Origin of the sequence: Halolactibacillus sp. JCM 19043 (assembly GCF_001310395.1) — a bacterium.
In the GTDB taxonomy this organism is placed as follows: Bacteria; Bacillota; Bacilli; order Bacillales; family Amphibacillaceae; genus Halolactibacillus; species Halolactibacillus miurensis.
In genome coordinates, this window is sequence record NZ_BAXD01000032.1 from 1 (window position 1) to 22794 (window position 22794).

At 33.5% G+C, this 22794-nt stretch carries 25 protein-coding genes; 15 read left to right on the forward strand and 10 right to left on the reverse strand.

The genetic code is table 11. The annotated features are described in order from the left end of the window. Positions 1-418: 418 nt before the first annotated feature. The 5 genes from JCM19043_RS12765 to JCM19043_RS12785 all read right to left on the reverse strand — a co-directional run bounded on the left by JCM19043_RS12765 (position 419) and on the right by JCM19043_RS12785 (position 5059). Positions 419-655, reverse strand: a complete 237-nt coding sequence (locus JCM19043_RS12765; protein WP_062323043.1) for a hypothetical protein — start codon at positions 653-655, stop codon at positions 419-421. Then, positions 648-1070, reverse strand: coding sequence for a hypothetical protein (locus JCM19043_RS12770; protein WP_062323045.1), 423 nt, complete (start codon positions 1068-1070; stop codon positions 648-650). The genes JCM19043_RS12765 and JCM19043_RS12770 overlap by 8 nt, the downstream gene beginning before the upstream one ends. Positions 1071-1136: 66 nt before the next feature. Beyond that, positions 1137-4208 (reverse strand): thioester domain-containing protein, encoded by a 3072-nt coding sequence (locus tag JCM19043_RS12775; protein WP_062323047.1) that lies wholly within the window; start codon positions 4206-4208, stop codon positions 1137-1139. A 107-nt stretch (positions 4209-4315) separates the two neighbouring features. Continuing rightward, positions 4316-4633: a hypothetical protein gene (locus tag JCM19043_RS12780; RefSeq protein WP_062323049.1), complete on the reverse strand. Its 318-nt coding sequence runs from the start codon at positions 4631-4633 to the stop codon at positions 4316-4318. A gap of 93 nt (positions 4634-4726) precedes the next feature. Next, positions 4727-5059, reverse strand: a complete 333-nt coding sequence (locus JCM19043_RS12785; protein WP_062323051.1) for a hypothetical protein — start codon at positions 5057-5059, stop codon at positions 4727-4729. Positions 5060-5958: 899 nt separating this feature from the next. On the opposite strand from JCM19043_RS12785, the gene JCM19043_RS16115 reads away from it, so the two are divergent. Next, entirely contained in the window at positions 5959-6285 is a 327-nt protein-coding gene (locus tag JCM19043_RS16115) for a helix-turn-helix domain-containing protein (RefSeq protein WP_082394562.1), read from the forward strand. Between the two features lie 33 nt (positions 6286-6318). Here the strand turns inward: JCM19043_RS16115 and JCM19043_RS18270 are convergent, their stop codons facing one another. Next, complete coding sequence (locus tag JCM19043_RS18270) at positions 6319-6444, reverse strand: hypothetical protein (RefSeq protein ID WP_255349971.1); 126 nt, start codon at positions 6442-6444, stop codon at positions 6319-6321. 169 nt (positions 6445-6613) lie between these two features. Between JCM19043_RS18270 and JCM19043_RS12800 the strand changes: the two genes are divergently transcribed. Next, positions 6614-7030 carry a helix-turn-helix domain-containing protein gene (locus JCM19043_RS12800; RefSeq protein WP_255349972.1) on the forward strand — a complete coding sequence of 139 codons (417 nt, stop codon included), beginning with the start codon at positions 6614-6616 and terminating at the stop codon, positions 7028-7030. Positions 7031-7455: 425 nt separating this feature from the next. On the opposite strand, the gene JCM19043_RS12805 is transcribed toward JCM19043_RS12800, so the two are convergent. Beyond that, positions 7456-8613 carry a hypothetical protein gene (locus tag JCM19043_RS12805; RefSeq protein ID WP_062323057.1) on the reverse strand — a complete coding sequence of 386 codons (1158 nt, stop codon included), beginning with the start codon at positions 8611-8613 and terminating at the stop codon, positions 7456-7458. Positions 8614-9249: 636 nt separating this feature from the next. Here JCM19043_RS12805 and JCM19043_RS12810 point away from each other — a divergent pair. From JCM19043_RS12810 to JCM19043_RS12820, 4 genes are all read left to right on the forward strand, one after another. Further along, positions 9250-10302 carry a hypothetical protein gene (locus JCM19043_RS12810; protein ID WP_062323059.1) on the forward strand — a complete coding sequence of 351 codons (1053 nt, stop codon included), beginning with the start codon at positions 9250-9252 and terminating at the stop codon, positions 10300-10302. 10 nt (positions 10303-10312) lie between these two features. Then, entirely contained in the window at positions 10313-10576 is a 264-nt protein-coding gene (locus JCM19043_RS12815; RefSeq protein ID WP_062323061.1) for a hypothetical protein, read from the forward strand. 19 nt (positions 10577-10595) lie between these two features. Then, positions 10596-10766: an antitoxin VbhA family protein gene (locus tag JCM19043_RS16565; RefSeq protein WP_156321419.1), complete on the forward strand. Its 171-nt coding sequence runs from the start codon at positions 10596-10598 to the stop codon at positions 10764-10766. A 137-nt stretch (positions 10767-10903) separates the two neighbouring features. Beyond that, positions 10904-11563, forward strand: coding sequence for a DUF5710 domain-containing protein (locus JCM19043_RS12820; RefSeq protein WP_062323063.1), 660 nt, complete (start codon positions 10904-10906; stop codon positions 11561-11563). A 68-nt stretch (positions 11564-11631) separates the two neighbouring features. Here JCM19043_RS12820 and JCM19043_RS12825 read toward each other — a convergent pair whose 3' ends face one another. Both JCM19043_RS12825 and JCM19043_RS12830 read right to left on the reverse strand, forming a co-directional pair. Beyond that, positions 11632-11889, reverse strand: coding sequence for a hypothetical protein (locus JCM19043_RS12825; protein ID WP_062323065.1), 258 nt, complete (start codon positions 11887-11889; stop codon positions 11632-11634). Then, positions 11889-12110 (reverse strand): hypothetical protein, encoded by a 222-nt coding sequence (locus JCM19043_RS12830; protein ID WP_062323067.1) that lies wholly within the window; start codon positions 12108-12110, stop codon positions 11889-11891. Before JCM19043_RS12830 ends, JCM19043_RS12825 begins: the two co-directional genes overlap by 1 nt. Positions 12111-12354: 244 nt before the next feature. On the opposite strand from JCM19043_RS12830, the gene mobQ reads away from it, so the two are divergent. Genes mobQ through JCM19043_RS12850 form a run of 5 tightly spaced genes read left to right on the forward strand, consistent with a single transcriptional unit; the run spans position 12355 to position 17080 of the window. Beyond that, positions 12355-14421, forward strand: a complete 2067-nt coding sequence (gene mobQ, locus JCM19043_RS12835; RefSeq protein WP_062323069.1) for a MobQ family relaxase — start codon at positions 12355-12357, stop codon at positions 14419-14421. A gap of 18 nt (positions 14422-14439) precedes the next feature. Then, positions 14440-15933, forward strand: a complete 1494-nt coding sequence (locus JCM19043_RS12840) for an ArdC-like ssDNA-binding domain-containing protein (protein WP_062323071.1) — start codon at positions 14440-14442, stop codon at positions 15931-15933. A gap of 2 nt (positions 15934-15935) precedes the next feature. Beyond that, positions 15936-16661 carry a Fic family protein gene (locus tag JCM19043_RS12845; RefSeq protein ID WP_156321420.1) on the forward strand — a complete coding sequence of 242 codons (726 nt, stop codon included), beginning with the start codon at positions 15936-15938 and terminating at the stop codon, positions 16659-16661. A gap of 9 nt (positions 16662-16670) precedes the next feature. Further along, complete coding sequence (locus tag JCM19043_RS16570; RefSeq protein WP_156321421.1) at positions 16671-16844, forward strand: hypothetical protein; 174 nt, start codon at positions 16671-16673, stop codon at positions 16842-16844. A gap of 29 nt (positions 16845-16873) precedes the next feature. After that, positions 16874-17080 carry a hypothetical protein gene (locus tag JCM19043_RS12850; protein WP_062323073.1) on the forward strand — a complete coding sequence of 69 codons (207 nt, stop codon included), beginning with the start codon at positions 16874-16876 and terminating at the stop codon, positions 17078-17080. A 182-nt stretch (positions 17081-17262) separates the two neighbouring features. Here JCM19043_RS12850 and JCM19043_RS12855 read toward each other — a convergent pair whose 3' ends face one another. Then, positions 17263-18159 carry a hypothetical protein gene (locus JCM19043_RS12855; RefSeq protein ID WP_062323075.1) on the reverse strand — a complete coding sequence of 299 codons (897 nt, stop codon included), beginning with the start codon at positions 18157-18159 and terminating at the stop codon, positions 17263-17265. A gap of 255 nt (positions 18160-18414) precedes the next feature. On the opposite strand from JCM19043_RS12855, the gene JCM19043_RS17805 reads away from it, so the two are divergent. The 4 genes from JCM19043_RS17805 (at position 18415) to JCM19043_RS12865 (ending at position 22794) form a co-directional block, all read left to right on the forward strand. Next, complete coding sequence (locus tag JCM19043_RS17805; RefSeq protein ID WP_231631550.1) at positions 18415-19467, forward strand: DEAD/DEAH box helicase family protein; 1053 nt, start codon at positions 18415-18417, stop codon at positions 19465-19467. Between the two features lie 108 nt (positions 19468-19575). After that, positions 19576-20856, forward strand: a complete 1281-nt coding sequence (locus JCM19043_RS17810; RefSeq protein WP_231631551.1) for a hypothetical protein — start codon at positions 19576-19578, stop codon at positions 20854-20856. Positions 20857-21405: 549 nt separating this feature from the next. Continuing rightward, positions 21406-21654 (forward strand): JAB domain-containing protein, encoded by a 249-nt coding sequence (locus tag JCM19043_RS16120; RefSeq protein WP_255349973.1) that lies wholly within the window; start codon positions 21406-21408, stop codon positions 21652-21654. Positions 21655-21717: 63 nt separating this feature from the next. Beyond that, positions 21718-22794 (forward strand): site-specific integrase, encoded by a 1077-nt coding sequence (locus JCM19043_RS12865; RefSeq protein ID WP_062323077.1) that lies wholly within the window; start codon positions 21718-21720, stop codon positions 22792-22794.

Genomic DNA, 22794 nt, shown 5'->3' on the forward strand with positions numbered 1-22794 from the left:
AATCAGTACAAATACCATTGGATGTAAATTCCTCCTCCCCGTAATGGGGGTAACGTGACGAAAGTACGTCATCTCTCTTCGACCAAGTTATCTAGGCTTGTTAGATGTAACACACTGTTCTTTTCCCTCGGAACTGTTTAATGCTACACGACAGTTGCTACAGACTAGAGAAGCATCTGTAGGTGTCTTAACCGAGATAACGTAGTTCCTTATGAACTCGGTCTAGTCAATATAAGCTTTTATAAGCTCACAACCTCAGTCGCTGGTTATTGACTCCAATTCATAAAAATTTTGTCTTAAATATGTTGAATACTCTTGTCCGTCTTGACTGCTAACAATGATTTTCACGGCTTTAATATCACCGTTATCCTGAAAATAATCATACGATATATCACTGATATCAATATCAACATTCAGGTTAGATGTAACGTTTCTTCAAACTGTTCTTCAAATTGATTGGTCGATATAACACAGCATCACTTGTGGTTCTTGCACTGTTATCCAAACCTTGCATTGTAGACACTTGGCCAGACGTTACCATCGCCGATACAACAGCGTCATGACTGATTCCTTCTCGTTGCGCTGTGAACAGCAGCATCAGCGCCACCATTGCTATATAAAGTAACCCAACCATTGAAATAGAATCTTTAATCACTGTTGCCCCCCCTTTTCAGAAGACGCCCATTCTTTTCAGTGAGATATATCTCAAGTTGATTAAAAATGGTCCTATTATCATTTTCATAAGTTGAACCGATTAAAAAATCATCTATTTTTTGCTCTTGAACAAAAGAAATATTCAAAATAAAGACTTTTTCTTTCAATGGTGTTCCTGCAAAAGTAAAAGACCAATTTAAGTCTACTAAACTAGAAATAATATGTGTTTTCACCTCCGTATAAGTAAAGTCCCAGTTCACACTTGAAAAACCGCCCAAGCCAAACGAATAATGTAAAAAAGAAGAGTCGATATTCAAAAGATTCTTCAATAATTTTTTTTTGGATTCTTCTAGCGTATTATTTTTATCGATATGGTGCTTGATATCATTAATGTTCATTGCTGTTTCTACTAGCAAAATGCACGTCTCCTTTCAAAAACGCAAAAAGGACAAGACTTTTAAATCATCTTGTCCTTACTCTGCTTATTCTTCTAACCAGGCATAAAATGCTTCTACATCTTCATCTGTCCAATTGTTGGGTACGCCATTAGGAAAAGGATCATCCTTATTGATTGGTTCAAAATGTATGGCATCTTTATCTTTTGTTGGTGAATCCATGTGCAAATACATATGACCAACAACGTCTAACGTATAATCAATGTTTACAGCAATTTGATTTATACCTATTTTTTCATCTGATGCAACATTAAAATCATATTTCCCGACATATCCCCAAATCGGAAGATAAAACTTACGATTTCCTGATATAATCTCTTTTTCAATTCTCGAATCATTGGCAGCCACTTGTTGATCTGTAAATAAGTGACCTGTCATACGTTCAACGTTCATGTGTTGTAGTTCAAATAGTTGTTTAGAGCTTGTTTTATCTGTGCTAGTGACATTGTTCGTTAATTCTAATGGAACAGTTGCTATGTTGCCGTTTGTATCGTATTCGACGTAGGTATCATCGACAATATCCATCGGGGCAAACATATTAAAGGAAAAATCAGTACCACCATTGCCTAAATCATTTTCATATGACATATTGATTGGCATTTCAAACCCATATCCTGTTCGGATCGGGTCTAGTTTAGCAATTGGAATATCTAATGTTTCGTAGAAGACCTTCATCGTGTTTCCAACTTCTCTTTCAGTCATAACAACACCTTGATAAGATAGATAATCATCTGTAGCTGCATCAACTTGTATCGTGCGCTCTGATGATGTATAGCCGTCTGTAGTTACTTCACCTTGACCGCTAATAACATCCCAATTATGAGTGTCATAACCTTCAAATTTAACGGTATATGGCTTGTTCTCATTCTTGTTCAGAACATTGGACGGAATAGTGAACGACACATCATATGGTAAATTCTTTGCTACATATGTTTTTGCATCAATCTTTGTTGATCCTTGATAAAGTGCGACCGTGATTGACTTGGTTGAATCAGTCATATCAGGAACAGCAACTTGATAATTATTCACTTTACTTAGCTTCACTTTCACTGGTAACCCTTCACTACTAGGTGCTGTATATATTTGAATTTTTTCTAAACCCACTTTAGCTAACGGTAAATCATAGTGATAGGTCATGGTTACGTTGCTCGTTCCGATCGTACCACTTTCAGAATTACCACTATGTTTGACGTATCGATACGTGTAAGCATCTTTTTTGATCGTAACAGGGTTTTCTGAATAACTATTTCCCTGTACTAAATCGTAGCTTTTAGGACTCTTAATCACATCACCGTTTCTATTATCCTTATAATTCACGGTTACATTTCGTCTAAGTCGATAAAAGAAAGTATGTGATCTATCACTATATCCTAATTCACCTGAAAAAACATTGTTGTTTTCTCTTACATAGACTAAACTATTTTTCGTGAATGTTTCAGGTTGATCATAGCTGTAATTATGACCTACTTTTTCAGTAGACTCATCCTTTTTAAATACATCATAATTTGCGTATCTGTTTTTCCATGTAACAGCAATATCATGATGCGGATAGTAATTAACCTTAACTGTTTTATTCCCTCTTCCCATTGTCCCACTGATTGTTTTATTAGTGTCGCTAAATTTGTACAGTGTATCGTTATTACCAAAAATAAAGCTGTCTACAACTGTTTTACTATAATCGTCCCCGGCTTCATACGTCCAATTACCAAGAGACTTAATATATTTTCCATTATGCTCGTTGTAGTAGTTAATTTTTAAAGTGTGTTCTGAATTGTACCAAAAAGTCTTCGTGAAATTTTTATTTGGGACTGTGCCTTCGCTACACCAGGTTTTCTTTATCATCGGGTAACCTTGATAACTTAATTCATTCGGCCCGCATGCGCGATAAGTTGAGCCAATCGTAACCGTGGATGTGGTACTATCAATCGTATTACCTGTAAATTCATCCTTGTAAATCTTCGTCATAGTAACTGTTTGTGCTGTGAATGGTACACTGAAACTTGTTGTGTTTGCCGGGTCTTTATACCAACGAGCAGTAACTAAATCTTGATAACCGCTCGATTTTGGCTTTGTTAGAAGAGGTTGATACGTTTCCATAGTTCCTACTAAATCTCCTGAACTGTAAGCCTTGTTATAAGATAATGAAGCTTCTAAATGAAATCTCTGATTACCCTTGATTGTCGCCGAACCAGTAAAGGATTTATTAGTAGATTCATTGACTAGCGTTACACCGGACGGCAAATTAATTGTAATACTGTTGCTATTATCTGATTGAAAGGTAGTCGATTGAGAAACTTGCTTCCCATCATTTACACTAACGGAAAGATTGGTATCGGATAAGCTTACTTTATAGTTAGGAATAGTTCCGTTATTTACTTTATCCATCAAATCTTTATACCCTTGATAGTTTCTACCTGAAGTAGTACCAGAATAAATGGTTGATAAAACTAACGAGGTAACAACGACCCCCTCGTTTCGATTAGAAAACAGGTTGCCAGGACCTCCCCAGCCATAGTATAAAGCTTTTTGGACTTTATCATTATCGTATGGTTTTAAAGGGTTAAATGGCGTGCCGGTTGGTGGAGATGATTTACTATGTTCTGCGCAAAAAGCTTGCCGTCCATCAATAGTAAAATCGCCAACGGTTGAATAGCTATAAGAAACAGATCCGTTGTAGCGAATGTTTGGCACCGCATCTGATGCTTGAACAAGCGTAGGAGATATCCAATTAGCAATTGCCAAAAAGAAATCGGAAAGTAAACCGGCACTCTCTTTTTTGGTTACTAATTTTTGCTTCACCCCCTCTTGCATCAAACGATCTAGAGTTACTGGCACTTCTTCACTATTGCCACCAACGTAAAGAGGTTCGCCATTGTACAACACTTCTCCCTTCTCGTTAACAGCTAATGATTGTGTATCTAATTCATCCTCGGTCACTTCAAGTAATTCATCATCTGAAATAAACCCATCGCCATTCTGATCAACTAGTGTCTCCTTATCCTCAATATCTGCAAATACAGCTAACGGTGAAATAATCACCTGCAAACACAGAAGAATGGTTATCCATAAAGTTACTAATCGTTCTTTTCGTTTTTTCACTAATATAATTCTCCTCTCTCAATTTTTATCAAACAAAAAAGTCTACAGACATCGGTTTCCCAATATCCCTAGACTTTTTTAAAAATAACTAGTTATAATATTATGAGTTAATCCCAATCAGAAGGAACAGTAAAAGTACCTGATTCGTATGTGTTTGCACCCTCTTGATTATCACTTAAAGTACCATCTTGATTATAAACTGGGATTTTTCCCTCATCAGTCTTTTTAACATCTGTTGGTGATGAATATTCTTTTGTTGTTGTTTTTTCATCCGTTGTACTACTTGAAGAACCAGTTGATGACTCTGTCGATCCTTTGGGTGCGACAGTCGATTTGCTACTTGTACTTTCTTGCGCACCTTTTTTTCTTTGTTGTTGTGTTCGTATCACTGCTTGATTTTGATTGAGTAACAGTTGATGATGCAACGTTTTGTGTTCATTTGTGCTGCTTCTTTCTTAACTTGTGCTTCCTGTTCAGATTGCTTTGCTAGCTCCTTTTCTTCTTCAATACGTCTTTGTTCATCCATTGCCACTTTTTTTTTCTGTTAGCTCATTAAATTCTGTTGTAAGTAACTTACGAATGAAGGGAGGAACGTTATTAATTTTTTCATTTGCATTATTTAGTGATTCATCATCTAAACGCTCTTTTGCAATACTAAGTTCTTCTTTTGCTTGAAGGATTAACTGTAAGTTTTTTTTGTTGGTATTTATTTTTTCTTGAATAATTTCTGTTCTAGCTATGCCTGATACTAAGCTTGCTTGCTTTTGTTCTGAACCTAAAACAGTATGTGTTGTTCCAACAATAATGACTGTTGTAATAGTTAAGAGAGTCGCTACAAATTTCTTATTCATGCTGATCACCGTCCTTATTTTTAATTATACTGTATTTCCCTTCAATTTACACTTGTTTTCATCTGCTATGATGTACACATTTTACTCATTACCGTTTACAATGAACTATAGACAATTGTGACAAAATATAAAAAGGTTGATCTTAGTAAAAAAATAAGATCAACCTTGAGATTTTTATTGTTTACGTTGTCGAAAAAAAGGGATTTTTACCAGGTAGTTGCTCCTTCACAGAGCGCTGGTAACTCAATACTCTTTTTCATTTCTGTTGGTTTTTGGCTCATTCCAACAACCTTACACATGTTGTGCTGTTCTTACTTTGCGAAGTCACAAGTGGATTTTAAGCGTCGCCCCCACTAACTAGTTACATGGTATAGAATTCTCGATACGTGACTTTTTCATCGAGTTCCACCTTAATATGCACTTTTCAATGATCAATATGGACAATGTCCACATCATAGCAGATGAATGTTATTTGTTAAGTATGATTTATTATGTGTAGTTCTCGTTGAGGGTTCTTTCTTTTGGCAACAATATTACCATTGGCGTCTTTTACGGTACGAATATCGTAAAAGATATCCTGTATTCGGAAAACTTTGTTAGTATGTATGTCTTTAACCAGTAAACCTGATTTGACTTCGTAGATGTCTTTGCTGAAAGTTCTCACTGTGCCTTTAGGTAAAGATAAAAAATCAAAACGTAGCATCAACGGTAACTTATTCTTTCTCATTTTAAAAGCACCACCTTTGATTTTAATACGACCTAAAAAGTTGCATATGAATAAAGTGACTTAAAAAGTCGTTTAAGGTCTTTATTTTAAAAATGACGTTAACGTCCGCAACTTGATATTATCAAATATATCATGGTTCGTCAAACTTTTTTTTAGATTGGACGAAAGTTTAATGAAAAATGAAAACAATATTAATAACTTAAGAAAAGAAAAAAACATTTCCAAAGAAGATTTAGCTAAAATTCTAGGTGTCAGCCCTCGACAAATACAACGTTATGAAAATAATAATGATACTGTGAGTGTCGCTAAAGCTATAAAAATTGCTGATTATTTAGATGTGCCTCTTGACCTCTTGTTTAATCGACCAAATTTTTTAATACCTAACTATCAGAAAGAGGACTTCTATAGTGAAGAACAACTTATTTTCAATCAATTGGATCAAAGCAACAAAAAAATCATTAAGAAGATGATGAACTTTTTATTAGAAGAACAAAAATAATAACAAACGAACGTTCGTTCTCATTTTATAGTACTACAAGAACTTTAGTTCGTAAAGTTGTTTTTCTGTTTTTCTTCTTTTAATTTTTTTATCACCCTTAAGTATCATAATGTTCAACATGTGTATCAATTTTTCTTTATCTTCGACAAAATGAGCCATGAAATACCTCCCTTTGTATCTTGTTTGTTTACTTTTGTGATATAAACGTACCATATTGTATCTTTATGTTCAACTATATTTGTAAATGTTCTTTAATTTGTTGCATTTAGACGGTATAGTAAACTTATAGTAAACTTACAAGGGAGGTGTTCCATATGAAAAGAGATTTATTGCCACAACGTTTAGTCTATTAAGACAAGAAAATAAAATGACACAAGAAGAGCTCGGCAAAATTATCGGTGTATCTAAAGCTGCTATCTCAAAGTATGAAAAAGGACTTGTAAAACCGTCCGTTAGTAGCTTGTGGGATATGGCCGATTTTTTTAATGTATCTGTTGACTATTTGATTGGAAAAAGTGATGCATTTACTGCTAATGTATCTGATCATGCTTACATCAGTGAAGTGGTTGATATATTTGAGGAAATGAGTAACGAAGAAAAAGAAAAATTGCTGATGTTCATAAAAAAATTAAATGATAGCGATTTACTCTTTGAATTACACAGTGTGTTTGATCCACTAAATGATGAGCAAAGAGAAAAAATGATGCGATTACTATTATTTTTACAAAAAAATGAGTTTCATTAATGCAACAATTCTTGTCTAAAGAATCAAATAATTTATATAACAAAACAAGAGTAAATAAAAATTAACAAGAAAGAATAAAGAGATTTTATAGAGAGCTATAAACCCTTTGAAAATAAGGTTTATAGCTCTTTTTTCTATTGATTGAAATACAGTATTAACAAATTCACATAAGCTAAAATACAGTATTCACTTCTCACATATCTTGAAATACATTTTTATAATTTCAGATGTTTTGAAATACATTTATAATTTTTTGTCGTTTTGTATATATTAGGGAATAGGTGTCTCTACAAGATGTTTATTAAAGGAAAAATAGAGCATAGAGAGGATTGTGGAAGTCAGAGAATAAAAAAAGGCATGCAAATAGCCCTTTCTTTTTTTGCGATTTTTTAGAAAGGGTTATATGTTGTTATTTTTTTGAAAACCTAGAGGAATGCAGGATGCTCTTCGTATTGTGTTTGATAGTTTGTCATGATTTCAATACGGTCTTCAGCTGATAGATTACGAGTTTTATAATCTTCCCATGCATTACTACAAAGTTTATTGACAAAGGCTCCAATAGATTTGATATCACGTAATTCTCCATCAAGGTGAAGGGTTTCTAAGGCATCCCCTACTTGTAATAAGACTTGTCTCAACATGTGATGCTTTTTATTTATACAATCAAGGTGAAGCGCAATCTTTGACATGCGCTGCATTGATTTATTGATATCTAAACGATCACGCCACTTTAAAGGAATACTAGCATTTTTAATACGATTAGCTATTTCCCTTTTTGCGTATGAATAAGTTTCTTTTTCTTTTTGTTTATCGTTTTCTTTAAAACACGCAACGTTCATTGAGCATTCAAATTTATCAATACATACTTGTGCAAATGTTCGTAGTCTATTCGATCTTGATTCTGAAGGCGCTTTTACTTTGGTATCAATCGGTTTAAAAACAAAGACGTTCTTCACGATATCTGTGAATGCACGTACACGCTTAGCCGTTGTTTTTAAAGCTGATTTTAAATAATTCATCGTTCGAGTAGCCGATACGTCTTGAGGTGTTGAAAAACGTTTATTTAGTCCGATTTGTCGAGTAAAGTATTGACTTAACTCTAGTAGGACGAGTGGTGCCGTATGGTAGCGATGTTTAATTAATTGGCCAAAGACCTTTTCCTCAAATAATCGTTGTGGAATTCTGAAATAATTTAAGTTATTTGAATTATTCAGCTCAGTATAATCAACTAATTCATAATACATGCTATTTGATGTATAGACTTCAGTTATGTAATTACGTGCAATTAATGAGTCGAAAGCTTTTTTTGTTGTCTCGTAAACAAGTTCATGATCACGAGCAATATTTGAGATACTTAGTGCTTTACGATCGCTGGTATTTTTGTCATGTGTGAGTGAGTGGATCTGTCCTGTTTCATCTGCATAGCTATGTAGAATCATAAGAACAGAGATTTCCGATGCGGTGATTGGCTGATCTGTCACACTCGCATCTAGGCGGAGCTTATCGAGAGTGTCTTTAAAGAACTTTACGCCGGACACGATGTAGTGTTGAGGGTTGATATTTGCAGGTGTTGTATTTAACATATGTTTCTTCTCCTTTTGATTACACAAAAAGACAATGTTTCCCCTAAAAAATCATTAGGAAAACATTGTCTCTTCACGTCCGAAAAAGGTTGAAAAGAAAGACAAAAAGACGAGTGATTCTCTTTACTTATTCAATGATATTTAGTATACTTTAAATATCAATTGAATAAATTAAAAAAGATTCTGGTCAGCGTTTTCCCTAGTTGGTGTAGGGTGAACCGTCTCATAGTGCTGCTAACACTATAGAGATGGCTAGGAGTCTTTTTATGTATTATTTATTCGTTAAAACAAGGACGCGGTGTTAGTTGGTGCTAACATGGCGTTTTTGTTTTGCGTTTTTTTTGATACATCTACAATACCACTAAAAAAAAAATTTGGCAAATATATTTTTTAGCGTAGAACGATCTCTTTATAAATAGTTATTATATATTACATTATATATCTTGATATATAATGTAAAGATAAAATGACTTCATTATATATTATAATATATACCTTTTTATATATAAACAATTAAAATATATTACATTATATAATACAATTTATAAAACTAACCAATATCTATTGCATTATATAATGAAGGGTGGTATAATAAAGTTAGAAGTTAAATGAAACTTAAAAAAGGAGCTGGTATGAATGTTAGTGAAAATGAGTTTTGATATTGGAAACGGTTTTGTGAAAGCTGTAAGTAATAATGAGGAAAAAGTTTTCATTGCACCAAGTTCATTTGCGAAGAAAAGTGCGTTAGGAGAATCAAGCATTAGTGACCTTTTTGATAAAGGAACGGATCAGTATAACGTATTTGAATCGTCACTTGATGATGGTACAGAATACATATGGGGAGAAAAATTAAGAGAAGCTATTTCACCAAATAAATTAATTCACACGTATACGCACGAAAACAGATACAATAATAAACGTTTTAAGCTGCTTTGCCAGTTTGTTTTAGCAGAATTAGCATCACAATATGAAGAAGATACATTAGAGGTTGTTCTTGTTACAGGAATGCCATCGGCTGAAATCAAAACAGATTTAGATGCTAAGCTAAAAGAGTTTTTGAAGAAAAAACATTTAGTGAAAAGAAACGGTATAGAAAAAGTTATCAACGTTGTTGATGTACGCTTACTCGAACAACCACTAGGGACCTTGTTAAACAAGTATTTACTTGATGGAAAGATGCATAAAAATCTTACAGACAATACAATCACCGTCATTGATTTTGGATCAGGGACGACGATTATTGATACGTATAAAGGAATGAAACGTATTGATGATCAGTCACGTACGATTTATCAAGGTATGAATGATATCTATAAAGCTGTTCAAAGAAAATTAAGTGCTAAATATAGCTTGAAAACGCTAGATCAACTTCAAATCGAAGAAGGATTTAGGAATGGTTATGTACTAAAAATATCAGAACGTTCGCAATATCCGTTTGAACAAGAAGCAAAAGAAGCTATTGTTGATACGATTGATCAAATTGTATCAGAAATTGATCGTATTGTTGCTGTTAGAGAAAATATTGATGAGTTTGTTGTGACGGGTGGCGGAGCAAATGCTGTCGGTGAATATTTCAAAGATGTATTCGGTGAAGAATCGCTTGATGTTGTTAAGGATTCACAGACGGCCAATGTACATGGTTATGATAAATTCTGTAGCCTACTTGTTAACAATATGCAAAGCAGCTAGGGGGGATCAGATGGCTACAAAAACACAGTTATTTTCTTATGATGATGTAGAACACCAGGAGATACAAGCCTTTTTAAAAAGTATTAAAAGCCGAGAGAAAAGCAAGTATATTCGATTAGCACTGAAGGAGTATATTGATAGACATGGTTTCCCATCATCAGATATGAGAAACGATCCGTCTAAAAGAAAAGAAACAAAAAAGCAACCAACTAATAACAGTAACAATGATTTTAGAGTTGATGCTGATCCGGAATTTCTCAACCTCGGTAAATAAAATAGTGGAGTGAAACAAGATGGATAAAAAGTCATATGATAAAGGTTTAAAATCAGCAAAGGCTAGTTTAACTATGGAAGGACTTGAAGTTTCTGAAAAACAAGAGGTACTTGCCTTTAAATATTTAAACGGAGAGATCACTGAAAAAACTTTTAAAGAAGAAAATATGAAGTTGGCTGCTAAAGTCTGATCAATCTTATTTTTCACGTTCTCAAGTTAGTTTTTACTAAATATTAAATTAAGCCCCTATCAAAGGGGCTTTTTATTTAAAGTACCTTTAAAAAATTACCGGAATTATAACACAAACATATTAGAGGAGCTGATAGTATGCCACTTATACTGAACGTACCTTATAAAGAAAAAGATACGGCGAAAACTATAGGAGCAAAATGGAATCCCGAACTTAAAAAGTGGATAGCGCCATACAAAGATAGCTATCCGGATTTTCACGAATGGATTTTAAAAAAAGAATGGTTTGATTATATAATATGCGATGTGCTTTACATAATTGAAGGACATAAACAATGCTTCAAGTGCGGGAAAAAAACAAAAGTAATAGGTTTTGGGATAGAAAATTATTATTGGTTGGACTTTGATGAAGATGAAGACAATGGAGAAGAATGTGCAATTTATCATTATTACACAGGTGAAATAAATGTGACTTCTTTTGTTGATCCGTTACCTGAAAAAGTATTAAAATATATTCAATCGAAATACAACTATAAAATACGATATTCAAAAACAATTAAGCGTTCATATTTAGCAAATTGTTGTGACCATTGTGATACTCTTCAAGGAGATTACTTTTTATTTAGTGAAGTAGATAGTCCGTTTTGTATTACTGATAAAGAGACAGCAGAAAAACTCACTTTATATCGAATAAAATTATCATATGATTTACCTGTAAAAGCACAACATAGTTGGGGATCAGGAGATCATCTTATTAAAGAGTACGGTAGTGTTAAAGAGTTAGACTTTAATCTGTAGTATCTGATAATGACATGATAAATTAAATATGGTGAGGGCCTCCAATAATAGATAATACGATACGTATATTACTGGAGGTTTTTTTTGTGTTTATTAAGTTTTTTATGTTTAATATAACTTGAGAATTGCAAGAAAATTTCTTCAACCTCATCTAAGTTGTTATGGCTAATCTCAAAGTATTTTTCAGCTAAAGCGCCTATTTGAATCAATCGTCGTGTGCGCTCTTTTCGTGAGAGATGATTATTAATATTTCGTTTAAGTATTTTTTTTTCTGTTTCTAGTTTTTCTATTTGTTTATCAATCTTATCAATTTTATTTGTCACCATTATTCACTCTTTTTGATTGAACTAGGTGTTTGATCCTTATTATTTAATTGTTCAATGATTGAATAGATATCATCAATAGTTCGATCAGATAAATCAAAAGTGGCGATAAATTTCTTTCCGACCTTCTGCTCCATTTTTGCGAGTTCTTCTTTCTTTTTTTTCTTCAATGCATTAATTTGCTCATCAATACTCGTTAATGTTGATTCTATAGATTTAGACATTATATAACCCCCTCATTGTTTTATATAATCATACACGATTCAAAGAGAATATTCAATATAAAACGCCAGTTCCATTTACAAAATAACAATTCGAGTGATATAATAATCCATAACGAAGTGATTAATGGCGCACTTATACACTCTATCGAGTGAGTGCTAAAACCCATATTGCATTTGGGTTTTCGTCAAGCGTGTGTTAAAATTCGCTGCGCTCATGTTATTTTAGAAAGAAGGTGAACAAAATATGGCTATCTATCATTTTTATGGTCAAGTAATATCAAAAGTGACAAAAGACAATAAACCGAAAAGTCCATTAGCAGTTGCTGCTTACCGATCAGGTGAAAGATTATTTGATGAAAAAACAGATAAAGAATGGTTTTATAAAAGAGAAGTATCTCCTGATTCATTTATATTAGCTCCTGAACATGCACCTGAATGGGCTACTGATAGACAAAAATTATGGAATGAAGTCAATAAAGTAGAAAAGAATTATAACGCTCAATTTTCTAGAGAATTTAATATTGCATTACCTAGAGAGTTGTCGATAGAAGAACAAAATAATCTAGCAAAAGACTATTGTCAAAAAGCATTTGTAGATAAAGGTATGGTAGCTGATATTGCTGTTCACCGAGATGATGAAAACAATCCTCACTTTCATGTTATGCTAACTATGCGTCCATTTAATAAAGACGGGTCGTGGGGAATAAAATCTAAAAGACAATACATTTATGATGAAAATGGCGAACATGTTTTAGATGATAAAGGTAAAAAAAAGTTTAATAAAATAAATATAACAGATTGGGATTCAATAAAAACGTTTAATGATTGGCGTAAACAATGGGCGGATACAGCTAATGAATATTTAGAAAAAAACAATATCAACGAACGTATTACTCATCTTTCAAATAAAGCGATTGGAACAGAAAAAATACCAACAATTCATGAGGGGTTTGTTGCACGAAAAATGCAAAAAGAGGGTCGAGAATCTGAACGTGTAAGTTACAATGAAGACGTGAAAAAGTACAATAAAAAAGTTGAATCTATTCAAGCATTTAAAGAAAAGAAACAAGCAATTCAATTTGAAAATAAATTCACTCGAAAATTTATGCCAAAAGAAAAAGCAGTCTTATCAAATGCCGCAAAAGAACTTCGATTCTTTGTAAATAGTGAAACACTATCTGAACGAAAAATCCAACTTGAGAAATGGAAAAAATCAGTAACATTCAAGTCTGATTCTGAAGATAAATACAAAGCATTATCACGCATTGAAACTGAAGAAAAAGCCATCGAACAAGCTGAAAAAATTTTAGAAAATGAAGCTAATCGATTTATTAAAGATTACTATAAGCACTGGGATGTTGAGAGTTTAGATTACGATGAAAAAGTGAGATTAGTAGATGAAACGCTTAGTCAAAATGATTTCTTAAGTGATGATGAAATTGACCTTCTTCATATGAATATTCAGAGTGAAAAAGTCCAACAAGAACTAAGTAGTATTCTTAAGAATAGATGGACATTTGTTGTTAATGTTGAAAAACATATCGAGCTTGCTGGAAATAAACTTAGACAAATTAACACTGAGTTAGGTATCACAGATGATAACTACATTGAGCGGATTAAATTATTAAAAGACCAATCCAACCCTCGGGTTAATGTACTAAAGGACACTTCGGAAAAGCTTGTTACATTGCATGAGGTTAAAACATTAATGACAGAATTCTACGACTTGGAAATCAATCGATTGCAACCGGATGTCAATCTGTCATCGCTAACGATTTATGAAAAAGAATTACTTGTTTCAAGTAGCGAATATTATGGTGAATCTGTAGATTTAAATTCAGATGAATTAAGAAAATATTCGACAGAAGATCAAGAAAAAATCATCCAAGTACTCAACCAACCTTATAAAGTGAAAAGAGAAATTATGGCCAATCATTTTGCGGATTTCCAATGGAAGAACCCGATTCATCTTCTATTGTTTAAAGAAGAATGTTTAACAAATCCAGAACTATCAAAAGAAAGTAAAGTGAACATTCTGAAAATTTCACCTGAACAGGTTGGAGAGAAAAATATTAATCATGCTATTCCGTTGTATGAAATGAATGAAGCGTTAGAACATAGAGCTATCAGTCAAGAGATTACTCCACAAATAGCCGTTCAAGGATTAAGAAGTATGCAAGGACTAAGAAGTATGATGCAAGGTATTCTAAGAGATAGAAAGCAAGAAGGTTTTGCTAAGAAACAATTTGAAGATGATTTAAAACGAAAGAAAAAGAAAACAAGAAAAAGAAACCAAGGACGATCAATATAATTTAAGGAGCTGGTAACATTGGCGGCAAGTACATCAGATCAAATTGCAGACAAAGTAAGTAAGGATTATCAAGAATTGATTAATGGTGTTAAAAAGGTTGTAGCAGATCCGGAAGCATATCAAAAATTCTTGGATTTTTACACGAAACTACCGACACGATCTTTTCGAAATCAGATGTTAATCTATTCACAACGAGAAGACGCAACATTTGTCGCAGGATTTAAAGCGTGGAACAAGTTCGGACGCAAGGTGAATAAAGGCGCCAAAGCCATTAAGATTATCGCTCCACGAACAAAGTCGGTGAAAGAGATGAATGAACGAACTGGTAAAGAGGAAAAAACACAAAAGATTGTCGGCTTTCAACGGGTAAATGTTTTTGATGTGAGCGATACAAACGGTGTCCCGTTACCCTTAAATCCGATTATGCCTAAGAATGTGCCAGCTAGTGAGTTTGCAGAAAAGGCGTTTAAACACCTCGTAAATGAGTTTGAAAGGGATTTACCTATAACGTTAAATGAATCGTATGAAGGGGCTAGTAACGGCTTCTATATGCCTTCAGAACACCGCATTGAACTAAATGCACGACCTGAACGAGATATTACGAATCAACAGAAAACGCTCATTCATGAATACGCTCATGCTATTTTCCATAAACCTGAAGGTAAGTATCATGGATATGATAAGAAAACAAAAGAATTGCAAGCTGAGTCTGTAGCTTATATCACATGTAAAAACTTTGGCATGGATACAAGTGATTATTCTTTTCCTTATATAAAAGGTTGGGCAGCAGAACATAGTGAAGACTTATTGTTAGAATATCAAAATGACATCCAAAAAGAGAGTGCAAAAATCATTAAACGCATTGAGGACGTCATAGTTGAGAAAGACATTACATTTGATATTGGTGTTGTTCTCGATGAAAATATGGCACCTGCGATTGAGGGCGAACAAAAAGTAAGTCTCGTTCAATATGGTAATCAGTATGGTATTGTAAAAGGAGATTTCTCACCGAGTGTATTAAATAACCTGGAAGAGATTAAAACAATTGGGCATATATATGATAATAAAGAATTAGCAAAAGCAACATTTGAACAGACGAAAGGCTATTTGCCACTTGATCAAGTGAAGCAAATAGATAAAGAAAAGGGAAATACGCATATCTTTGAAAGAGATATCATTGACCCATTGGATTTGAAAAAGAAAAAAATGTATGCGATTGGCGTAAAGAGTCTAACTAATATTAAACTGGTTTCCAATTTTTCATCGGACTTAGGAAAATTAAAGACACAATTAGCAAAGATTTTAAATGGCCACTCGTTAACGAAAGAGAATCCAGCTCATGATCTAAGTACAAGAGATACCGATCAGGACGGATTAACAGATTTAGAAGAGCTAAAGCTAGGAACGAATCCGTACAGCTCAGATACAGACAACGATGGTATTCCAGATCATCAAGATTCACATCCAAACACACCCAATATACCGATAAAATCAATTGAAAGGACGTTATAATCATGCTGAATAAATTCCAATTAGAAGAGTATTTTCAAGATGTGCTCGTACGTTTAGCCCATCACTCATCAGCAATCGAGGGTAATACGGTAACGTTACCTGATACAGTGTCTATTATTTTACATGATACGTTACCGGGTGGTTATAGTAGACGTGAATTTTTTGAGATAGAAAATCATCGAGATGCTTTTGCTTATATCATTGACCAGTTACGAGATAAACAACCGTTAAACCTTTCTGTCTTAAAGGATATTCATGAAAAACTTATGGATCGATTACTCGTGGATAAGGGCCAATTCAAAACAAGTGAAAATGCGATTCAAGGGGCTGACTTTCTAACCGCATCCCCCCAGGAAACACCTATCTTAATGCAGCAATGGATTGATAATCTTAATTATCAGTTAGAAGGTGCAAGTAAAGATATGGACCTTTTAAGAGTGGTTATGGACTTCCACATTCAATTTGAGCGCATTCATCCATTTTCAGATGGTAACGGAAGAACTGGCCGGATGTTGATGAATTACTCGTTAATGCAGCATGACTTACCACCATTGATTATTCAAGCAAAAGATAAAGCGACTTATATTAACTACTTGGCAAACCAAGATATTGATGGCATCACTAAGTTTTCTTATGAGCTGATTTGTGATGAAGCTCAAAGAATGCAGCGATTCAATAACAAAGAAAAAGTGCAGATAAAAGAACTTGATAATGAGATAGAGAGGTGAGGTGTTCTAATGAGAGAATATTATTTGTACGAAATTGAAGCTAGTGAAAAACCACTATTAAATAAAAAGGAGTGGCAGACAGTTGATAGTTTGACAAGTAACCGTCATATAGCTATAGATTCTGATATAATTGCTTATGGTGAAATTAGCGAAAATAAATACGTAGCTCTTTATAAAAAATAATATTTTTATGTCTTGAAAGGAGAAAACAAATGAAGATTGTAATTGCTTGGTTTGCCTATATTGGATTCTTTTTGTTGCCTATCTTCGTGGTAATATTGACGTCAAATTGTATTAATATTATCGATGAGATTACAGGAGTAGGAATTAATGATAGAAAGAGAAAGTGGATTAATATTTCTGTTACATTCATTGTAATGTTATTCGCTTCTATGTTTGCCCTTATCGTATTTAGTTAAATTTATTTTAGAAAGAAGTTAGCTAAGGATTATATCATAAAAATAATACCGCTGAATCTAGAGGTCGCAACCTGTGATTCAGCGGTATTACGTTATTATTTAATGACTTTATAGGTTAAACAAAAAGTATAGAATAATTTTATTCAGTCTTTTGAATAGGAGCGGTATCTAGACAAAGGATATTATTTATCACCATAAGTATAATTATACTCTACCATAGTTACGTCACCTAAATTAAGAAATCCTGGTTCGAATTCAATGGTGCCAGGTCCTAATGAGAAAGATATTCCAGCACTTAAAGTAGGGAAATGGCTATGAAAGTACTTAACTATAATAGATCCCTTACTACCAGCATGATTTTTATGAACATATACGTTTCTTGTAGTTGTAATGGTTTGGAGTTCGAAGGGCTCTAAATTAGCATGCACACCGTGTCCGTAAGTTGTAAACTCTGATGGTACAGGATCCAAACGGACATATGGATCATAATAAATAGGCGTGTCAGTAGGAGTATTCCAATTAGTTTTACTTCCTATAAATGTGTTGGCTTTTGCTTTAGCATCATAATCCCAGGTGGTAACAAGGGAGTCTTTGAGTGTTAGAAGAGGGTGTGGTGACCACGTTGCACTACTTTCATACATATATTCATAATTATCACCCTCTTCACGGACGTAAAAAACATTTATCCCCAATGCTAATCTCCCGTTAATTTCATAAACAGGATCTAAAGACATCGTATTTATTAGAGGCTCCCTTTTTATTTCAACGGTGTTACCATCGATGTTTTCTGAAATGGTATAGTGAGGTAGCGATTTATTATCACTTTTTTGGAAAGGTAAAGTATTGTTACTAATTTTAGCAAAGTCATTAATTTTCGCGTTAGTTATCTTAGTCATATTATCATCAGTGTACTCTATCTGTGTTCCATCTGGAGATAAATAATAGCTTTTAACGCTTTTAACCTCTAGTTCTACACTCTGTTCTTGACTATCTTCTAGATTACTTGATGCGGATAAAGGGCTAGTAACAAGTAAAAAACTACATACTAACAGTAAAAAAATAATTGAGATTTTTTTCACGGTTATCTTCCTCTCTTTTCATTAATTGTATATTATCTTACACTAATCCAAATTAATTAACAACCCATATTATGAGATTTTTATATCATTTCCTTACATAGTTTTTCCTTATTTAGTACTTATGGTAAAATAGAAAGGTGTCATTAGACGTAATATCGTATCGAAAAAAGGAGGAAACGAAATGGTGGATTTTAGTAAGAGAATAGGAAAGGTATCGACCGCAAAAAAATACATCCAATAGAGTTATATGAATCATTGGATCGAGAATCTGATAAGGGCCCTTTACGTCCAGCACAAGAAGATATATTAAATAATTGGTTTAATAATTATTATGAAGATAAAGACATCATATTAAAATTACACACAGGTCAGGGTAAGACTCTAACAGGATTATTAATGTTACAATCCCGTCTTAACAAGGGGACAGGACCTGCTATTTACTTATGTCCGAATAAATATTTAGTAGATCAAACTTGCATTCAAGCAGAGAGTTTTGGAATTAACTATTGTGTATACGATGGTGAAATACCTGATGACTTTACCAATGAAAAATCCATTTTAATTACGAACATTCAAACCTTATTTAATGGTATAACAAAATTTGGAATCGGCAATAGATATACCGAAGTGTCAACCTTTTTAATGGATGATGCACACGCGTGTATAGATGCAATAAAAGATTCGTGTAGAATAGAATTAGAACAGGGGAGCGCTCCATATCAAGAGATCCTAGAACTTTTTGGACCAGAATTAGAGAAGCAGGGAGTAGGAACTTATTCTGATATTCTGAGAAAAGATTATGCATCCTTTTTAAGGGTACCATATTGGGACTGGCATGATAAACATAGAGATATTGCTAGAATACTGGCAAAACATTCTTCTTTAAAAGAAATTAAGTTTCCTTGGGCAATTCTAAAAGATATAATTAGAGATTGTGATTGCTTTATTTCTGGTAATAAGTTAGAAATCATTCCTTATGCAACACCTCTACAAACTTTTAGCTCATATTATAAGGCTGATCAAAGAATCTTTATGTCTGCAACAGTAAATGATGATTCCTTCTTAATTAAAGGACTAGGATTAGAACAAAAAACAGTTAAAAATCCACTTCATATTAAAAATGAAAAGTGGTCTGGTGAAAAAATGATATTAATCCCAAGCTTAATCGATTCTTCCTTGAATCGAGGTGAGATGGTAAAGTTTTTCGGTGAAAAAATTGAAAAAGGAAAAGCTGGTTTGGTAACTCTGGTTCCTAGTTTTAAACGAACTAGAGATTGGGAGAAATATGGTGCAACGATAGCAAATTAAGATAATCTAATTGATAAAATTGAGAAACTCAAAAAGAGAGAATACGAACAGACATTAGTTATTGCAAATAGATATGATGGTATTGATTTACCTGATTCAGCTTGTCGAGTGTTAATCATAGATTCTGAGCCGTATTTTGATTCTCTTGAAGATAGATATCTTGAAAATTGCAGGAGTGATAGTGATGCAATATTAATAAAAAAAGCGCAAAAAATTGAGCAAGGATTAGGTAGGAGTGTCAGAGGTGAGAAAGATTACTCAGCAATAATTTTAATAGGAACAGACCTTATTAAACTGATTCGATCTAAAAAGTCTAGAAATCAGTTCTCTACTCAAACACAAACTCAAATTGATATCGGATTTGAAATAGCGACATATGCCCAAGAAGAAATAAAGAGTGGAAAACCCCCTATAAAAGCCTTAATAGGATTACTAAATCAATTAATTACAAGGGATGATGGGTGGAAGCAGTTCTACACACAGAAAATGGACAGCATGATTCTGAATGGATCGGATGACAAGGTTCTTGATATGTTCGCTGCTGAAAAAAGTGCGCTTGATGAGTATATGATTGGTAATTATAATCAGGCAGCTAAGATAATTCAAAAACTTATTGATAAACATGTATCAAGTTCTGAAGAAAGAGGTTGGTACTTGCAGGAAATGGCAAAATACACTTATCCTTTTTCAAAATCTGAGTCTAATACATTACAGATAGCAGCTCATCGTACTAATAGATATTTATTAAAACCAAAGGAAGGTATGGAATTTCAAAAAATAGATAAAATTAGTTGGAAACGAGTTGAATCAATTAAGAAGCAAATAGAAAAATACACTAGCTATGAAGATCTTCTTGTTGATTTAAATGCAGTGCTAGATTCACTTAGATTTGGAGTTAATGCGGACACTTTTGAAAATTCCTTTAATGAATTAGGTCAATTTTTAGGTTTTTTATCAGAAAGACCTGATAAGGAATGGAAAGAAGGTCCTGATAATTTATGGATGCTTGGAAATAACGAGTATTTAATAGCAGAATGCAAAAACCAGGTGGAACTTAGTAGGAATGAAATAAATAAAGATGAGTCTGGACAAATGAATAACGCTTCGAGTTGGTTTACTAGAAACTATGGCGATGTAAGTGTTACTAGGGTGTTAATCATCCCTACTAAAAAGTTATCTAGGGCTGCAGGTTTCAATGATGAGGTGAAAATAATGAGAGATAGCTCTTTAAAAAAGTTAGTGAGAAATGTACGAGATTTTTATTCTGAATTTAAAACTGCAGATTTAGGTAGTCTCTCAAAGGAACAAATACAAAGTCATATAAATACTCATAAACTATCAATAAAAGATTTAACATCTGATTATTACGAATCTCCAAAAGAATATTAATAATGAGAGATTGATTTATAAAACTTTTTATTTTGACCAGGTCTACATGCGTTTTCTTACGGCACTGAGCCGACGAAAAACGGCCGCATATTATGCGTCAAAACACGCCCTTTTATACCGGCGTGTTTTTTGTTCTTTTCTCCTTGCATCGAGCAGTCGAAAAGAAATAACCAGAGTGCAGTGTGTTTCCTTCCTTTGTGTCTCCTCATTGTACTTTTTGCTCGTCATTGTGAAAAGGACGGCAAAAAGAAAAGAAACAAGGCGAAACAAAGTAGGCTAAGAGACCGTAAGATTACAACCCAAATCCAACGGTCTCTAAGTCATTGTGTTTCACTCTTTTTTCTAATTCCTTTTCTAGCAAGTCGGCCAAAAGACGGCCGATCCCTTTCTTCATTCTCGCAAAAAAGTGGTGGGAGCCATCACAAAGGAAGAAAACAATTCGACCTTTGTGAAAATTATATTTTTTTTGGAGGTTTTTACATGGAAAAGATTTTTTAAATTGTAAGAATTAAGCAGGTCACTGTTGAAAGAGAGGAAAAGAGATTTAGAATAGCATCGCCTAGTGACGCTAGTGAATTTATTCAGAATTGTATTGCTGATGATGATCGTGAAGTATTCTTCGTTATTTGTCTTAACACTAAGAACGAAGTGATTGCTTGTCATAGAGCGCATGTTGGATCATTAAATGCTAGTATTGTTCAACCGAGAGAAGTGTTTAAGGCAGCAATTTTAAATAATAGTGCAAATATTATAATTGCACATCAACACCGGAGAAAGGATATGTTTCTTTTTCATTAATCTTCTGTTATATTAGGTGTAGGCTAATAATATTAGGTAATACTTAAAAATAGGGGTTTTTAAATGGGGAAACAACCTTTTCTATCTGTAGTTAGTAATAAACAAGAGTTACATTTTCCTACATATGAAGAGTCAAGGGAGTATCAGGCAAAGTTAATAGGGCTTTGGGAACAACAACAACGAGTATTAGGTTATACGGAATCTACTATAGCTCTTGGTACAAAGTGTTTAAATGAATTTTTGGATGTTTCGAATAAGTTCATATGGGAAGTATCAATGTCGGATGCAGATACTTTTTATTTGGGTTTAGTAGGGAGAGGACTAGCCTACTCAACTAGAAGAAAATATCAATCTACAATCTCTACATTTTTAGATTATTTAAGGACTAGGCACGGGCATGAAATATGGGAAAGGTACCGTCTACAAGTTCCTAACCTGTTAGATAAATTTAATCGTTACTACCATAGAAAAGATGACCACAATGGGCAGGTTATACCTCCTAAACCAGAAATACTAAATAGGTTTTGGAATGGTATGAAAGAAGAAATGAAGGTGGCTAGAAAATATTTTACGGTAGCTAGGGATTACACGATCTTTAGGATGTTAGAGTTAACTGGATTAAGAACACATGAAATCATTATGATGGATGTTAAAGACTGTAGATTTGATTTGGGAGAAAAGGGTAAAACGCATGTTCGTTTTGGTAAAGGGTCTAAAGGATCGGGTTACAAGAGAAGATGGGTACCAATGTTAGATGATGTGGATTTACTACTAAAATGGTATTTGGAGAAAATCAGACCTCTTTTCACTTCTGAAACCGATGGAGCATTGTTTTTATCAGAAAGTGGGATTCGACTTAATAAACATACGGCTCGTAAAAATTTGGCTAGAAGGCAAGAAAAATTAGGTTTTACAAAAGAAGAAATCTTTAGTCCACATCAATTACGTCATTCATTCGCAACTCGTCAAACGGAACTTGGAGTTGATTTATTAACACTAAAAGAACTGTTAGGTCATTCGGACGTAGCAACCACATTTAATTATTCTAATCCTGGTTCAGACCATTTAGAAAAAAGAATTCGAATGGCTCAAGAGAAGTGGCAAAATCAATTATTGAATTTTAATAAGAAGGGTGAATGA

Bases quoted from the DNA above. Each gene is read 5' to 3' on its own strand.
- JCM19043_RS12785 (WP_062323051.1), bottom strand. From the start codon at position 5,059: ATGAATAAGAAATTTGTAGCGACTCTCTTAACTATTACAACAGTCATT.
- JCM19043_RS16115 (WP_082394562.1), top strand. From the start codon at position 5,959: ATGAAAAATGAAAACAATATTAATAACTTAAGAAAAGAAAAAAACATT.
- JCM19043_RS18270 (WP_255349971.1), bottom strand. From the start codon at position 6,444: ATGGCTCATTTTGTCGAAGATAAAGAAAAATTGATACACATGTTGAAC.
- JCM19043_RS12805 (WP_062323057.1), bottom strand. From the start codon at position 8,613: ATGTTAAATACAACACCTGCAAATATCAACCCTCAACACTACATCGTG.
- JCM19043_RS12810 (WP_062323059.1), top strand. From the start codon at position 9,250: ATGTTAGTGAAAATGAGTTTTGATATTGGAAACGGTTTTGTGAAAGCT.
- JCM19043_RS12815 (WP_062323061.1), top strand. From the start codon at position 10,313: ATGGCTACAAAAACACAGTTATTTTCTTATGATGATGTAGAACACCAG.
- JCM19043_RS16565 (WP_156321419.1), top strand. From the start codon at position 10,596: ATGGATAAAAAGTCATATGATAAAGGTTTAAAATCAGCAAAGGCTAGT.
- JCM19043_RS12820 (WP_062323063.1), top strand. From the start codon at position 10,904: ATGCCACTTATACTGAACGTACCTTATAAAGAAAAAGATACGGCGAAA.
- JCM19043_RS12825 (WP_062323065.1), bottom strand. From the start codon at position 11,889: ATGGTGACAAATAAAATTGATAAGATTGATAAACAAATAGAAAAACTA.
- JCM19043_RS12830 (WP_062323067.1), bottom strand. From the start codon at position 12,110: ATGTCTAAATCTATAGAATCAACATTAACGAGTATTGATGAGCAAATT.
- mobQ (WP_062323069.1), top strand. From the start codon at position 12,355: ATGGCTATCTATCATTTTTATGGTCAAGTAATATCAAAAGTGACAAAA.
- JCM19043_RS12845 (WP_156321420.1), top strand. From the start codon at position 15,936: ATGCTGAATAAATTCCAATTAGAAGAGTATTTTCAAGATGTGCTCGTA.
- JCM19043_RS16570 (WP_156321421.1), top strand. From the start codon at position 16,671: ATGAGAGAATATTATTTGTACGAAATTGAAGCTAGTGAAAAACCACTA.
- JCM19043_RS12850 (WP_062323073.1), top strand. From the start codon at position 16,874: ATGAAGATTGTAATTGCTTGGTTTGCCTATATTGGATTCTTTTTGTTG.
- JCM19043_RS12865 (WP_062323077.1), top strand. From the start codon at position 21,718: ATGGGGAAACAACCTTTTCTATCTGTAGTTAGTAATAAACAAGAGTTA.